This window comes from Thalassolituus sp. ST750PaO-4, assembly GCF_020320405.1.
GTDB classification, from domain to species: Bacteria; Pseudomonadota; Gammaproteobacteria; order Pseudomonadales; family Oceanobacteraceae; genus Venatoribacter; species Venatoribacter alkanivorans.
Genome location: NZ_JABVCB010000001.1, coordinates 16,105 through 31,323 on the forward strand (window position 1 = coordinate 16,105; position 15,219 = coordinate 31,323).

The following is a 15,219-nucleotide window of genomic DNA, read 5'->3' on the forward strand; positions in this document are numbered from 1 at the left end:
TAAGAGCCGGTAACTGACCTCAAAGTGACGCATTGATTACATTGATGTAATGTAACTGTCATCTTATCGTCAGCCACCGATAACTAGACTGCGCCACCTCTGACCTGGGAGTCTGCTGATGAAATTACTCATCATTGAGGACGAAGCTAAAACGGGCGAGTACTTACGCAAAGGGCTCACCGAAGCGGGGTTCTCGGTCTCACTGGCTAATAACGGACTGGACGGCCACCACCTTGCAGTCACCGAAACCTTCGAACTGATCATTCTTGATGTCATGTTGCCGGACATTGATGGCTGGCAGATATTGCGTTCGCTGCGTGAGCGTCATTGCGATACTGCTACGCTGTTTCTCACCGCCCGGGATTCGGTAGATGACCGCGTTAAAGGGCTGGAACTTGGCGCCGATGATTATCTGGTTAAACCCTTTGCCTTTGCTGAATTACTGGCACGCGTAAGAACCCTGCTACGACGGGGACAGCCCAAATCCGAACTGGATGAAATGCACATCGCCGATTTAACCCTGGATCTCAAACGCCGGGTTGCTCACCGCAATAAACAACGTATTAATCTGACCAACAAAGAATTTGCCTTACTGGAATTAATGTTAAGACGTCAGGGCGAAGTTTTGCCACGCTCCTTAATTGCCTCTCAGGTCTGGGATATGAATTTTGACAGCGACACCAATGTTATTGATGTTGCCATACGGCGGTTACGCTCAAAAATTGATGACGATTTCGAAACCAAATTAATTCATACCGTGCGCGGCATGGGTTATGTTCTGGACGCTCAGCGTGAAATCTGACCGCCGCCCCCTGTCATTAGCGCTGCATATGGCACTGCTGGTCGGTTTGGCCATCGTGCTTTGCTTTATCATTCTGGGTTTGCTGGTGCAACGATCAGTGTTGCACCATTTTAATCAGCAGGATGCCGATGAGCTCCGCGTGGTTGCCCTTTCGGTTGAAAAAGCGATTCTAGGGCTGGATAAATTTACCGGGCAGACACTGGAATCCCGGCTGCAAAATGCCGTTTCCGGTCATCACGGTATTTACTTTGCGGTGTTCGATAAGCAGGGATTACCCATTTATACAGGTACCGAGCCGGACTTTTCGCCACTGCTCAACAATGCATCCGTGATCAAATCAATTCGGGCAGACAATTTATATAAATGGCAGACCGGAGATCACCAATATCAGGGAGCAATACTCACACCAGAGTCACTGAATCGTTTTATTGATGGCGCTAAAATTGCGGTCGCGGTGACCACCGATTTTCACCACGATTTTATGCAGAATTTTCGTAAAACCCTGTGGGGCCTGATGCTGCTCGCCGGCATCCTGACAATTGTTGCGGCCTGGGTAGCTATTCGTATCGGCCACCGGCCACTCCACCGGCTGAGCAAAGAAATTCAGAATATTGATGTACACAACCTCAGCCATCGCCTGAATTCCGACCACGCCCCCGAAGAATTAAGCGAACTGATTCAGGCCTTTAATGAAATGATCAGCCACGTTGAAGAGAGCTTTCAGAAGCTTTCCCAGTTTTCAGCGGATATTGCCCATGAATTGCGAACACCAATTACCAACCTCAGCACCCAAACCCAGGTAGCGCTTAATAAAGACAGAAGCACAGAAGAATACCGCGACATACTCTATTCCAGCCTTGAAGAGTACGACAGACTCAGCGTTATGATCCGCGATATGCTGTGGCTGGCAAAAACTGACAATAAACAATTAACGCTGGAAAAAACCTCACTGAACCTGGCAGAAGAAATCAAAACGCTTACCGACTACTTTGAACCGCTGGCGGAAGAAAAACAGGTGCCGCTTAAAGTATCGGGTGACGCCGTAATGGCTGAGGTAGACCGCACCATGTTCCGGCGGGCTCTGAACAACCTGATATCCAACGCCATCAACCACAGTCCGGCGGGAGCAGACGTCGGTATCTTCGTAACACAGCAGGAAAATCAGGCGCTGATCACGATTGAAAATGGCGGGAAAAAGATCGATGAAAAACACCTGAGCCGGCTGTTTGACCGCTTTTACCAGACAGACCCTTCCAGAGGGAACAGCCAGCGTGAAGGTGTGGGGCTTGGTCTGGCAATCGTCAAATCCATTGCAGAACTTCATCATGGCTCTATCGAAGTGACATCGGTTCCGGATAAAACCCGGTTTATGCTCAGGCTGCCCATTAACAGCCCGAATCAGTAAATACCAACTCTTCAATAAACAGCCGATAAATGCCTGTATGGCGCAAACTATACGGTTGTGATTCTGAATAGACGCAGCTCTGCATCTCTGCACCTCTGAAACTCAGCACCTCTGCAACTATTTCCCCGGTAAAAAATGCTGTTCAATACCGCAGTTATTATTCTGCTGCTGAGTGCCATTGCGTTAACCATTAAGACTTTTCTTAATTTTAATCAGGCAAAACTGAACGATCTGAGCCGGGTAGCCCCATCTGCTGACCTGACTGGTTTTTACCTGCTCTGTGCAATCAACCCGCTGGCGTTTTCTGCTGTAATCAAGAAGGTGAGACGACGGTATAGCCGCGAGATTAGTTGCTCCGGGATAAGGTACGCGCAGGATTATAAGACAGGGCAACTGGCCACCATGCCACATTGGTTGACTGTAAAAGAGATTACCCGCGCTTAACCCTTTGCGGGTTCCAGCGCCTCCAGCAGCGCCAGCGCTTTTTCGCAAAAGCGGATATGCTCGCGTTCCGTAGCCAGACCGGACTGCAGAATCAGATATTGCAGTTGCTCGGCCGCCGACAATTCCCGGCCAGTGAAATCGCGCTGTTCAATGTCTTCATACAAAGCCAGCTGCGTGCGGTGCCGGGCCAGCCTGTGCAGCAGATCATTCTCAACCCCGGCGCCTGTGCCCAGTGCAGCTTCCGCCCTTAAGCGCACCATCATGGCATCGCGCAGAGGTGGCGGGTCATCCGCCTCCGCCACCCAGCGTTTAAGTTCCTGCTCACCCGCAGGCAAGACCTCGTAGCACCGCTTCCGGCCACGCGCGCCCTCTTCTGCAGTTGAGCGGACCCAGCCAGCAGCCTCCAGCTTGCCCAGCTCTTTGTATATCTGCTGATGCGTCGCCGGCCAGAAGAAGCCGATGGAACGCCCGAAGCGCCGCGCCAGATCCATACCCGAGCAGGGTTGCTCCAGCAACGAGGTCAGTAACGCATGAGGCAATGACATAGGTAACTCATTTAAGGATTTCCAGCGCAGGATAATGCTTTTATGCAACAAGTTGCAATTAAAGACTCCAGTGAGTATAAAGATGCAACTAATTGCATAAAAGGATCACCGTGATGACCTCGACGCTTTACCCTCACCTGCTTGCGCCACTGGATCTGGGCTTTACCACCCTTCGTAACCGCGTGCTTATGGGCTCCATGCACCTGGGCCTGGAAGAAGTTGAACACGGCTTTGAGCGTATGGCCGCCTTCTACGCCGAACGGGCCCGTGGTGGCGTTGGTCTGATCGTAACCGGTGGTATTTCACCGGATGAATATGGTGTTGTTTTTCAGGGGTCAGCCAAGCTGACGACCGAGGAAGAAGCCGAACATCACCGCGTGGTCACAGACGCCGTGCACGCCAATGGCGGCAAAATTGCCATGCAGATTCTGCACACCGGCCGCTACAGCTACCAGCCGAACCAGATTGCACCCAGCGCCTTAAAAGCGCCGATCAACCCTTTCGTACCGCGTGAACTGAGCCACGACCAGATTCTGGAAACCATCGAGAGCTTCGCCCGTTGTGCAGGTCTGGCACAGAGAGCAGGCTACGATGGCGTCGAAGTGATGGGCTCCGAAGGCTACCTGATCAACCAGTTTATTGCTGCGCGCACCAACCATCGTGACGATGAATGGGGCGGCAGTTACGAAAACCGCATCCGCTTCGCGATCGAAATTGTGCGCAAAGTGCGTGAACGTGTCGGACCGGAATTTATCATCCTGTACCGTCTGTCTATGCTCGATCTGGTCGAAGGCGGTTCAACCCTCGACGAAGTGATCCAGCTGGCCAAAGCCATTGAAGCCGCCGGCGCCACCATCATCACCACCGGCATCGGCTGGCACGAAGCACGCGTACCGACCATTGCCACCAAGGTGCCACGTGCGGCGTTCGCCTGGGTCACCAAACAACTGATGAGCGCCGTGAAGATTCCACTGGTCACCACCAACCGCATCAACACGCCGGAAGTGGGCGAACAGATACTGGCGGACGGCTGTGCCGACATGGTGTCGATGGCACGTCCGTTCCTGGCCGATGCCTTCTTTGTTGAAAAAGCCGCTCAGGGCCGCGCCGACGAAATCAACACCTGCATCGGCTGTAACCAGGCCTGTCTCGACCAGACCTTCGCCATGAAGATCACCTCCTGTCTGGTCAACCCACGCGCCTGCCACGAGACTGAAATTCCACTGCAGGACACCACCGCCGCCAAACGCATTGCCGTGGTCGGTGCTGGCCCGGCAGGATTGGGCTTTGCCGTTACCGCCGCCCAGCGTGGACACCATGTTGAGCTGTTTGATGCCGGCAGCCAGATCGGCGGCCAGTTCAACATTGCCAAAACCGTACCGGGCAAAGAAGAGTTCTACGAAACCCTGCGCTACTTCGGTAAACAGATCGAACTGACCGGGGTAAAACTCAACCTCAATACCCGCGTTACCGCCGAAGAACTGAAAGCCGCAGGCTTCGACGAAGTCGTACTGGCAACCGGTATTGTGCCGCGCACACCACCCGTGCCCGGCATCGACCACCCGAAAGTAATGAGCTATCTCGACGTACTGCGTGACCGTAAGCCCGTCGGCAAAAAAGTCGCGATTATCGGTGCCGGTGGTATTGGTTTTGATGTGGCCGAATTCCTGACCCACGAAGGCGAAAGCGCCAGCCTCAACACCGCTAAGTTCAATCAGGAATGGGGCATTGATACCAGCTATGCCACCGCCGGTGGTCTGAAAGCACCCGAAGTGGAAATGCCGCAACGTGAGATTTTCCTGCTGCAACGTAAGCAGAAAAAACTGACCGGGCCGGGCAAAACCACCGGCTGGATTCACCGCGCAGGGCTTGAAGCACGCGACGTAAAACTGATGCCGGGTGTCAGCTACGACCTCATTGATGATCAGGGTCTGCACATCACCATTAATGGTGAAGCCAAGGTGCTGGACGTCGATAACATCGTCATCTGTGCCGGTCAGGAATCTGAGCGCAGTTTATTTAACGAACTGCAGGACAGTGACCTCAGTGTTCACCTGATTGGTGGTGCCGACGTTGCCGCCGAGCTGGATGCGCGCCGTGCGATTGATCAGGGTGTGCGCCTGGCAGCAAAACTCTGATGCTGCCCCGCCCCCTTATTTTTTTTTAAAAGATAAGGGGACGATTTCCTATATTCAGAATCCAGCGCTTTGCCAAGCTGCTAGCACCAACATTTCCGAATTTCGATAAGAAACCCTGTGTGATTGAGCCATCATAGGGCTAACTTCTTTAGAGTTATATACTGGGGAAACTCTTGGTGGATTGAGAATTAGATACCTTGACCAACAAGTTTTGGTATCCGTTACAACACTCCACCTGTCACGTATAGCCTCACGAAGGAAACGCTTCCAGATGATCTAAATAAGGACTGCACAGTCGAATAAAAATCGACTTCCAATTACTAGGTAGATCTTCAAAGTTGTCTGGCCAATTATTCTGGATGTGTTCATAAGCTCTATAGGGCTTTTCTCTACTAGGCGCATCATATCCCAATAGGTTTTCGATACACTCTTCAATCATCACCCGCCGCCCTTCACCAGTTTCGGCAAGTATTGGGGCATTCATTGCTTCAGCCCTATGGACACCCCGATCTCGATCATGCATCAAGATATAATTCAACTCCAAGGCATTAAGGTATTTAGCAATCGAGATCATAACCCCCTTCCCTCTGGCTCTCAGAAACTCACAATTCCCGACAACCTTTGCCTTATCTTCTGCGGTCAACCTTTTTATAGTTTCCCTTATAGCCACTTCTTCAGTATCACCTTCAACAAAGATACTTTTCTTTGTAAAGAACATTCTTGATACATAATCATCCACTTTTAAGAGCATCTTTAAATTTTGCTTTTCATCACTTTGAAGAGATAAAAATGCATCTTCCAAATTAAATGAACTTGATGTAGAAAAATTTGTATTGGTAAGACTAAATTTCGTCAGACTTACACTTCTATCAGAAGCAAGATTCACCATGTACGGAGAATGTGTTGTAGCGACAATTTGACAGCCATCTCCTGCAAGCTCATACAGTGAGTCTCTCATCTGATTTGCAGCTGCCGGATGCAAGTATATTTCGGGCTCTTCGAAGCAAAATATCGTTGCCCTAGGATTGTCAGAATTCCTATTAATAAATTCTTGAACATATCTCAAAAGCTGAAATGCGGTTGCACGAATCATTCCATGCCCCTGATAATTTACAGCAGTTTTAACATTACTTTCCATTTCCACACTAAATTGAGGCTTTATTGATTTTTCTGGAACATCTAGTGACGCATTAACATGCACTGATGATTCCGGAAATAAATTACCAACCATCCCATTCAGTTCGTTCATTAATCTTCCAAAATCTGTTTCTCCATCATTTGGATCAAGCTCTGCAGCAAGATTACTAAGAAATTGCTGGGCTTGTGAATAATTCTCAGATTCCCTTCTGACTTGATCAAATAAGTCCCCAAGTAATGTTAACAACGCACCTCCTGGTCCCGTTAACTCAAAAATACATGACTCAGCTGGAATAAGTACAACCCTAGGGAGCTTCGATAGTACGTTACCAGGTATCCCACCCGGATTTTCTACCCAAGCCGGCTCTTGATCCAATTGAACATCCCAACATTCCGGTAAGTCATCGAATTTCGACTTCGTCGCCGACACGGTTAAGCTTTTGTCAAAATTTGCTTCACCGAAGTGGCTTTTAAGAAATTCTTCCGAATAATCCTCCCCAACCAAATCAGACACTTTAGAACACTCAGAGTAACGATCACTTCTTACCCTAGGATACTCCTTCATATATATTCTTGGTTTAGATTGGTTTAGAGACCAAACTTTTTTATAAATAATAGAGTTCCCGCTATCACCATCCAGTCGCTCCTGTACATTGATCACCCTTCCTTTAAACCCCAACCAGCTGTATGCCTCGGCTGGTAAATTACGGTATTCCGCTACAATCTCAACTTCATTCGCATAAACATAGCCCTCTTCATCGGCGCTATATTCCTTAGAAAAATCTTCTCGATCTATGTTTGAATTTTTGTGCAAATACTGAAGAGCAGAAAAGACACTAGACTTCCCTGCATTATTAGGACCAATCAAGAATGTGGTATCTCTAAATTTAATGCAGCAATTTTTCAGCTTTCTGAAGTTATTTATATTTATTTCATGGAGTCTCATGTAAACATCCTTATTCGAATGAGGAAGATCCTCTTAACTGCCCACTCACCTTCGGCACCGTTCCAAAACCAGCTTGAGTAAACTTACTTTTTCGCTGCACTTTTCAGCAGATTCAGGAAGGTCTTTTGCAGAAGACGTTTCACCATCTTCCTTAGCAGGCCTGTCAATCAGGGAAGGAGAAAAGAAGCTATTAATTACAACCCCATTTGAACCCATTCCCTAGAAACGAGCTTATATGACAAGCAAGGCGCACCTAATATATGAAGCACTGAACTTATACTGTCTAGCATTGAGTATTTAGTCAATGCTCTGAAGCGCGCAGCGGCTCCAACTCAGAACACCACCACCAACAACAAAAACGGCAGCCGAAGCTACCGTTTTTTATCCTATAAAGCGACAGCACTACCACGCGGAGCGTGGGAGCGAGTCGGAGCGTGGGAGCGAGTCGGAGCGTGGGAGCGAGTCGGAGCGTGGGAGCGAGTCGGAGCGTGGGAGCGAGTCGGAGCGTGGGAGCGTGGGAGCGTGGGAGCGTGGGAGCGTGGGAGCGTGGGAGCGTGGGAGCGAGTCGGAGCGTGGGAGCGAGTCGGAGCGTGGGAGCGAGTCGGAGCGTGGGAGCGAGTCGGAGCGTGGGAGCGAGTCGGAGCGTTGTAGCAAGCTCGAGCCGTCGTGGCTAAAAGCCACTCCCACAGGGCAGCGCCTGCTTTGAAATGCAGCTTCGCGTAATGGTTTTTATGCGCCTGTGGTCCGCCGCAGTGAACGACTATTTTTCTGATCCGCTGGGCATGGATGCCTAGCGAGCGCGCAGCGACAGGGATGTCGCATGGGCGCGTGGTCAGAAAAATTGAGCGAACAAGGATTACGGACCACACAGCGCGAAGCTGGGGTCCGGGGAGAAGTTTCCCGGATTGGGGCGCAGGGGCTTGCCCCGCATTGGCTTAAAATCAGATACAACAGCCAGTCCGCGCAGCGACTACAACTCAGAACACCACCACTCCCACCACCAAGCCACAGGCACTACCACGCGGAGCGTGGGAGCGAGCCGCCACCAATAAAAACGGCAGCCGAAGCTGCCGTTTTTATTATCCCGTCATGCGACAAGCACTACCACACAGAGCGTGGTAGCAAGCCGTAAACCTGTCGGTTTACTCCCACTCAATCGTCGCTGGCGGCTTGCTCGACACATCGTACGTCACACGGGAAACATGCTCGATCTCGTTAATAATACGGTTCGATACTTTTTCCAGCAGCTCGTACGGCAGGTGCGCCCAACGGGCAGTCATAAAGTCGATGGTTTCTACCGCACGCAGGGCAATCACCCACTCGTAACGGCGGGCATCACCCACCACGCCCACGGATTTCTGCGGAATAAATACCGCGAAAGCCTGGGAGGTTTTGTGGTACCAGTCGAAGTTATGCAGCTCTTCAATAAAGATGGCATCGGCTTCGCGCAGGATGTCGGCGTATTCTTTTTTCACTTCACCCAGAATACGTACACCCAAACCCGGACCCGGGAACGGATGACGGTAAACCATATCGTATGGCAGACCCAGTTCCAGACCAATTTTACGCACTTCGTCTTTAAACAGTTCACGCAGTGGTTCAACCAGTTCCATCTTCATATCGTCCGGCAGACCGCCAACGTTATGGTGGGATTTAATCACGTGGGCTTTACCGGTTTTGGAAGCCGCCGATTCAATCACGTCCGGATAAATCGTACCCTGAGCGAGGAAGTTTACGTCGGTCAGTTTGGTGGCTTCGGCATCGAATACTTCGATGAATTTGCCGCCAATGATCTTACGCTTGGCTTCAGGCTCAGATACGCCAGCCAGTGCATCGAGGAACAGTTTCTCGGCATCGGCACGGATAACACGTACGCCCATGTTTTTGGCGAACATATCCATAACCGCGTCGCCTTCGTTCTTACGCAGCAGGCCGTTATCGACGAATACACAGGTCAGCTGGTCGCCGATGGCTTTGTGCAGCAGCGCTGCAACCACAGAAGAATCGACACCACCAGACAGGCCCAGCAGAACTTTCTGCGTACCCACCTGAGCGCGGACTTTTTCGATCTGGTCTTCGATGATTTTTGCTGGTGTCCACAGCGCTTCACAGCCACAGATTTCCAGTACGAAATGTTCGAGCAGACGTTTGCCCTGCAGGGTGTGGGTTACTTCCGGGTGGAACTGTACGCCGAAGAAGTTTTTCTCAGCGTGGAACATACCGGCAATCGGGCAGCTTGGCGTAGAGGCCATCAGCTCGAAACCTTCCGGCATGCGCACCACTTTGTCACCGTGGCTCATCCATACGTCGAGCAGCGCTTTACCACTGGCGGCGTCGACATGGTCTTTGATGTCGTGCAGCAGACGGCTGTTACCTTCCACCGCAATCTGGGCGTAACCGAATTCACGGATGGTGGAGCTTTCTACTTTGCCGCCCATCTGTTCGGCCATGGTCTGCATGCCGTAGCAGATACCCAGTACCGGCAGACCCATGTTGAACACGACTTCCGGCGCACGTGGCGAACCTTCTTCGGTAACCGACTCAGGGCCACCGGCCAGAATAATACCGGTTGGGTTGTATTCGCGGATTTCCGCTTCGTCCATATCCCAGGCACGGATTTCAGAGAAAACACCAATTTCGCGCACACGACGGGCGATCAGCTGGGTGTACTGTGAACCGAAATCCAGAATCAGGATACGTTGAGCATGAATGTCTTGAGACATAACTAATTCCCGTAAAACGAAAGCGGGGATGCAGTGCATCCCCAGAAAAATCAAAGCCCGCCGGTGTTAACCCAGACGGTAGTTTGGCGCTTCTTTGGTAATCTGCACATCGTGCACGTGGGACTCTTTCATCCCTGCGGCAGTAATGCGCACAAACTGTGGTTTGGTACGCATTTCGTCGATGGTGGCACAACCGGTATAGCCCATGGAGGCACGTACGCCGCCCATCAGCTGATGCACGATATTGGTCAGCGGACCTTTAACGGCGATACGGCCTTCGATACCTTCAGGTACCAGTTTATCGGCACCGGCTTTTTTGTCCTGGAAGTAACGGTCAGAAGAACCCTGCGACTGATCCATGGCGCCCAGCGAGCCCATACCACGGTAAGACTTATAAGCACGGCCCTGGAACAGTTCCACTTCGCCCGGTGCTTCGTCGGTACCGGCCAGCATAGAGCCAACCATAATCACGCTGGCACCGGCGGCAATGGCTTTAGCGATATCGCCGGAGAAACGGATACCACCGTCGGCAATCACCGGAATACCGTATTTTTCCATCGCGGCGGCAACGTTAGCCACGGCGGAGATCTGTGGTACGCCCACACCGGCAACGATACGGGTAGTACAGATAGAACCCGGACCGATACCCACTTTCACGCCGTCAACACCGACCTCAGCCAGCGCAATCGCCGCTTCGGCGGTGGCGATGTTACCGCCAATTACCTGCACCTGCGGGTAGTTTTCTTTTACCCAGCGCACACGGTCAATAACACCGGTACCAAAGGCATTGGAGGTGTGGCCGTGGGCAGTGTCCACCACGATCACGTCAACACCGGCTTTTACCAGCGCGGCAACACGCTCGTCGGTACCGGCACCGGTACCCACCGCAGCACCGACCAGCAGACGACCCTGGTCATCTTTGGCAGCGTTCGGGTAAGCACGGGCTTTATCGATGTCTTTTACCGTCATCAGACCGGCCAGTTTGCCTGCGGCATTCAGCACCAGAATTTTTTCGATACGGTTAATATGCAGCAGGTCCTGTACGTCCTGGGCACTGGTGCCTTCCTGAACGGTAACCAGCTGATCTTTAGGAGTCATTACACTGGCGACGGTGGCGTCGAGGTTTTTCTCAAAACGCACGTCACGGCTGGTCACAATACCCACCAGCTCATCGCCATCCACAACCGGCATACCGGAGATGTTGTGCAGCTGAGTCAGCTCCAGCAATTCACGGATGGTGGTGGTGCTTGGCACGGTGATAGGGTCTTTAACCACACCGCTTTCGAATTTTTTAACCTTACGGACTTCCGCGGCCTGTTCTTCGATGGTGAGGTTCTTATGTACGATACCCAGACCGCCTTCCTGTGCAATGGCAATGGCCAGACGGGCTTCGGTTACGGTATCCATGGCGGCAGAGATCAGCGGGATGTTGAGCTGAATGCCACGGGTCAGGCGGGTTTTCAGGGTAACCTGATTGGGCAGAACTTCGGAATAACCGGGAACCAGCAGCACGTCATCAAAGGTGAGTGCATCCTGAGCGATTCGCAACATAAAGTGCCTTCCAGAACGAGGGTATGGGAAAGGCGCAGCATTATAACGAAAGCTCAGGGAGCGGTAAACGCCGGACAGCGTTGAGTTTGCAGGAAACTGAAGGTCGCCTCGCGCAGATCGGCAAAGGCAAAGGAGGCAATGTGGCCGCCGCGGCTGTCGAGCCAGCATAGCGCCGGTGCGGCGCTAACCTGTTGTGGGTCCTGCTGCTGGCCCTGTTGTGTGCCCTGCTGCGCACGTTGCGCGCTCATACGGGTAAAAATTTCGCGCCCCTGTTCATAAGGAATTACCCGGTCATCCGCGCTGTGCATAATCAGCGTCGGGATCGTAATATCTGCCGCATAATCTTCCGGGTCCCAGTCGGTGGGTACCAGAACGGTAAAGGGCCAGATCAGCCAGCCAATCAGGTTACTGCTCATTGCATGGCGGGCAACCGCACCAAAGCCGGTAAAAGGTGCATCGAGAATCAGCGCCTGAATCTGATACTGCTGTTGCGCACGGGCAACAAAATTAATCGCCAGCGCCGCACCAATACTCTGCCCTAACACCACCAGCTGTTTATCCGGATGCTGCGTGCGCAGCCATTGTGTAGCAGCTTCGATATCCTGCAGCACATCGGGCATCAGTGCCTGCCCTTCGGAGGCACCAAAACCGCGGTAATCCAGTGCCAGCACGCTGACGCCCTGCTGCGGCAACCAGTAAATACTGCGGCTGTGGCTGCTGATATTTTCGGCATTGCCGTGCAGATACAGCACCATAATGCCACTGTCTTCGCCTTGCGCCGGCAGCCACCAGCTGTGCAGCCGGGTGCCGTCATGGGCGCGAAGGCTAATGTCTTCGTAAGGCAGTGGCACATCGGCAGGGGTCGAGATCCAGACGGTCTGCGGATAGAAAAACAGGCCGGTGGTGGCGGTACAACCGCCCAGCATCAGCACAATAAGCAGCGCCGGTGCCAGACTAATTGGTCTGCGTAATACCCGCACCACCTGTCTCATCAGAAATACCACTGCATACCGGCGGAGACTTCACTGACACCTGCGGTGCCGGCATCAGTGGCAAACAACTGACGTTCAGCTTTTAAGCGTAACTGCAGATTCTGCCCCAGCGCATAACCACCCTCGGCACGCAGGCTGCGGCGTACGGTGTCATCACCGGTATTCAGCGGCTGCCAGTTGGCTTCGACCTGTGCCTGCACCTGCTCGTGCTGCAACAGCCAGCCAACACGCGGGCCGAAGCTGAGCTGGTAGCCATCTTCAAACTGGTTATCCGCCAGCAGCTGGGTTTCTGCCAGACCATACCAGCGCCCGAGCGCCGTCTGGTAAGCCCGGCCAAAGGCCACTTTTAAATAGCCATGCAGCTCAGCTTCAGCCCCCAGAAAACGCTCGGCACCGGCCGTTACCGCCCAGGCTACCGGACGCTGAAAATAGGTCTGATGACTGAGCGACAGCACATCCACCACTTTAAAGCGCTGCAGCTTAACGCCTTCATCTTCCCAGACACGCAGATCCCACTGCCCCATCTGAATCTGTGAGCCAGGCACAAAACCGGACGGCAGATCGAGGACATCGTGATAGGCAATACGCCAGCTCAGATCGCTGTAGGCCTGGGTCTCACCAGACGCACTCACCTGCCCGCCCCAGAGGCCAGCGCGGGAAGTGAGATGGCCCTGATCATCACGCACAGCAGGCATTGGCACATCGGTAAAATCCGCCGTCGCCGGACGTTTGGCCCGAGCTGACAGTAAGGCCAGGGTGCGTTTACGCAACACCGGATTAGCCTGCTTTTTCTTGATTGCCAGATAACGGGCATAAGCGTGGCTGAGTTCCAGTGCACGCACCTGATCCTGTGCATTTAAACCGGCGATCAGGCTTTCGATATCCTCGTCGCTGTCGACCAGAGCCTGCGCCGCAGCCAGTACTTCTTCATTCACCTGAGTGCTTTTAAATTCCATATCACTGGCGGCTGAAGGACGGTATTCGGTATTTTCCACCAGGTCGTTTTGCCATAACGCACGGATGGTATCGACAGGCACGGCTTTATAGGTAAAAGCCTCGGCTAAATCGGCGCGTTCTGAACTGGCATCGAGTAATGCCAGCAGACGATAAGAACAGTTTTCGTCAAAGAAAAAATAATCGTAATAAGTGTCTTTGGTTTCCCAGATGTGGCGCACAAACTGCGCGACTTCGGCTTCGGTAAAATTCAGCCGGTATTCCCACACATCGCGGTATTCCATGTGCTGATATTCATTGGTTTTTACGTAGTACGGCATCACCGATACCACGCCGGGGTAACCACCACTTAAACCTTTATAACTGAATACCAGTTCGTTATCGGTTGGGTCGGCATTGGCGGCAAAATTAACGCTGTAAGCCAGCAATTTGCTGCGCGAATCGTCGGCGCGGTCCATACGCACCAGCGTGTGGCCATACATCGACGACGGAGAATTAATATGGGAAGCCGGAAAAATAAGCGTTAATGCATGGGCGTCGAGTTCGTCGCGCCATTCTTCAAATGCCGGGCAGCGCTGATCGGTAAATGCCACGTCCGGTAATTGTTGTTTTAACCAATGATAACGTGCAGGAAACTGACACTGCGCCGATTCATCATCCGCCTGATTAGTTTGCAAAAAAGCATTCAGGTCGGCTTTTAATTCTGCCGCCGGATCTTCTTTGCCATCGGCAGCCAGAAAAAATTCCGGGCTGTCATTCTGACTCAGATGACGTCCTTTAAGCGGGTGAAGACGATAATGCAGTAAATGCGCCCATTGTGGTTTTTCAGCCAATGCTTGCAATGCGTCATCGTCTGGCAGAGATGTTGCTCCAGCACGCGCTGCGAACGATGCAGCCATTAAAAATCCACAAAGCCCCAGTATCCCTGACCAGCGCATAGCGTTATCTCTCCTTCTTTTTTAATGCATAAAATTCAGACAATAAAAAAGCGCGCCGGGGCGCGCTTTTTTATCAGGGCCTGTTTACTCAGAGTGAACAGGCCCCAATACCGGAATTAACCCAGGTATTTCTGCAGAGCAGCGTCTTGTGCCATTGCAGAAGTCATAGCTTCATAAGCAGTAGCAGAAGTAGCGTCAGCGTTGAACATGCTGTCGAAGTTAGACTGCATGGTGCGGTTGAAAGCAGCAGCGTCCTGAGCTTCAACACCGATTACTTCAGCCAGAGCAGCCAGAGTTTCGCCCTGACCTTTAGCAGCGTCCAGAGCCAGCTGGTCCATGTTGTCTTCCATGAACGCCTGAGCCAGTTTCAGAGGGCCGTTAGCGCCTTCACAACCCAGAGTACCGGAAGTCATACCGAAAGTCTGGTTACCGGAAGTACCGTTGGTGGTAGCAGCCAGTACGTGCTCGTGCCATTCGTTAGCATCTGGGAATACAACAGCTGAGCCCAGACCACAACCAGCGTATGGGTTAGCGGCAAACGCCAGAGTGGAAGAAGAAACCAGAATTGCACCTGCGATAAACTTTTTCATGGGCTATATCCTTGTGTCAGCCTATTTAAAATTTGATTCAGCTTGCGCTGAAGG

General features: G+C 52.1%; 11 protein-coding genes. 4 read left to right on the forward strand and 7 right to left on the reverse strand.

All coding sequences use genetic code 11. The features are described 5' to 3' along the window. The first annotated feature begins 118 nt into the window (after positions 1–118). The 3 genes from HUF18_RS00080 (at position 119) to HUF18_RS00090 (ending at position 2,651) form a co-directional block, all read left to right on the forward strand. Complete coding sequence (locus HUF18_RS00080; protein ID WP_145470515.1) at positions 119–802, forward strand: heavy metal response regulator transcription factor; 684 nt, start codon at positions 119–121, stop codon at positions 800–802. Next, a complete protein-coding gene (locus HUF18_RS00085; protein WP_225690624.1) occupies positions 792–2,207 on the forward strand; it encodes a heavy metal sensor histidine kinase in 1,416 nt (471 codons plus the stop codon). The genes HUF18_RS00080 and HUF18_RS00085 overlap by 11 nt, the downstream gene beginning before the upstream one ends. A 135-nt stretch (positions 2,208–2,342) precedes the next feature. Next, positions 2,343–2,651: a hypothetical protein gene (locus HUF18_RS00090; protein WP_225690626.1), complete on the forward strand. Its 309-nt coding sequence runs from the start codon at positions 2,343–2,345 to the stop codon at positions 2,649–2,651. Here the strand turns inward: HUF18_RS00090 and HUF18_RS00095 are convergent. Continuing rightward, the gene (locus HUF18_RS00095; protein WP_225690627.1) at positions 2,648–3,196 is read right to left on the reverse strand and encodes a PadR family transcriptional regulator; all 549 of its coding nucleotides are present in this window, start codon (positions 3,194–3,196) and stop codon (positions 2,648–2,650) included. The genes HUF18_RS00090 and HUF18_RS00095 overlap by 4 nt on opposite strands. A 113-nt stretch (positions 3,197–3,309) precedes the next feature. On the opposite strand from HUF18_RS00095, the gene HUF18_RS00100 reads away from it, so the two are divergent. Next, complete coding sequence (locus HUF18_RS00100; RefSeq protein ID WP_225690629.1) at positions 3,310–5,334, forward strand: NADPH-dependent 2,4-dienoyl-CoA reductase; 2,025 nt, start codon at positions 3,310–3,312, stop codon at positions 5,332–5,334. 250 nt (positions 5,335–5,584) lie between these two features. Here HUF18_RS00100 and HUF18_RS00105 read toward each other — a convergent pair whose 3' ends face one another. The 6 genes from HUF18_RS00105 to HUF18_RS00130 all read right to left on the reverse strand — a co-directional run bounded on the left by HUF18_RS00105 (position 5,585) and on the right by HUF18_RS00130 (position 15,165). Further along, a complete protein-coding gene (locus HUF18_RS00105) occupies positions 5,585–7,417 on the reverse strand; it encodes an ATP-dependent nuclease (protein WP_225690630.1) in 1,833 nt (610 codons plus the stop codon). Between the two features lie 1,142 nt (positions 7,418–8,559). Next, positions 8,560–10,140, reverse strand: a complete 1,581-nt coding sequence (guaA, locus tag HUF18_RS00110) for a glutamine-hydrolyzing GMP synthase (RefSeq protein WP_145470504.1) — start codon at positions 10,138–10,140, stop codon at positions 8,560–8,562. Between the two features lie 66 nt (positions 10,141–10,206). Then, positions 10,207–11,691 carry an IMP dehydrogenase gene (gene guaB, locus HUF18_RS00115; protein ID WP_145470502.1) on the reverse strand — a complete coding sequence of 495 codons (1,485 nt, stop codon included), beginning with the start codon at positions 11,689–11,691 and terminating at the stop codon, positions 10,207–10,209. Between the two features lie 53 nt (positions 11,692–11,744). Further along, on the reverse strand, positions 11,745–12,683 hold the full coding sequence (locus HUF18_RS00120) for an alpha/beta hydrolase (RefSeq protein WP_225690631.1): 939 nt from the start codon (positions 12,681–12,683) through the stop codon (positions 11,745–11,747). Further along, positions 12,683–14,536 carry an Lnb N-terminal periplasmic domain-containing protein gene (locus HUF18_RS00125; protein WP_225690632.1) on the reverse strand — a complete coding sequence of 618 codons (1,854 nt, stop codon included), beginning with the start codon at positions 14,534–14,536 and terminating at the stop codon, positions 12,683–12,685. Before HUF18_RS00125 ends, HUF18_RS00120 begins: the two co-directional genes overlap by 1 nt. A 155-nt stretch (positions 14,537–14,691) precedes the next feature. After that, positions 14,692–15,165, reverse strand: a complete 474-nt coding sequence (locus tag HUF18_RS00130) for a DUF3015 family protein (RefSeq protein WP_145470496.1) — start codon at positions 15,163–15,165, stop codon at positions 14,692–14,694. Positions 15,166–15,219 lie beyond the last annotated feature (54 nt).

Bases quoted from the DNA above. Each gene is read 5' to 3' on its own strand.
- HUF18_RS00095 (WP_225690627.1), bottom strand. From the start codon at position 3,196: ATGTCATTGCCTCATGCGTTACTGACCTCGTTGCTGGAGCAACCCTGC.
- guaB (WP_145470502.1), bottom strand. From the start codon at position 11,691: ATGTTGCGAATCGCTCAGGATGCACTCACCTTTGATGACGTGCTGCTG.
- HUF18_RS00105 (WP_225690630.1), bottom strand. From the start codon at position 7,417: ATGAGACTCCATGAAATAAATATAAATAACTTCAGAAAGCTGAAAAAT.
- HUF18_RS00100 (WP_225690629.1), top strand. From the start codon at position 3,310: ATGACCTCGACGCTTTACCCTCACCTGCTTGCGCCACTGGATCTGGGC.
- HUF18_RS00120 (WP_225690631.1), bottom strand. From the start codon at position 12,683: ATGAGACAGGTGGTGCGGGTATTACGCAGACCAATTAGTCTGGCACCG.
- guaA (WP_145470504.1), bottom strand. From the start codon at position 10,140: ATGTCTCAAGACATTCATGCTCAACGTATCCTGATTCTGGATTTCGGT.
- HUF18_RS00130 (WP_145470496.1), bottom strand. From the start codon at position 15,165: ATGAAAAAGTTTATCGCAGGTGCAATTCTGGTTTCTTCTTCCACTCTG.
- HUF18_RS00090 (WP_225690626.1), top strand. From the start codon at position 2,343: ATGCTGTTCAATACCGCAGTTATTATTCTGCTGCTGAGTGCCATTGCG.
- HUF18_RS00080 (WP_145470515.1), top strand. From the start codon at position 119: ATGAAATTACTCATCATTGAGGACGAAGCTAAAACGGGCGAGTACTTA.
- HUF18_RS00125 (WP_225690632.1), bottom strand. From the start codon at position 14,536: ATGGCTGCATCGTTCGCAGCGCGTGCTGGAGCAACATCTCTGCCAGAC.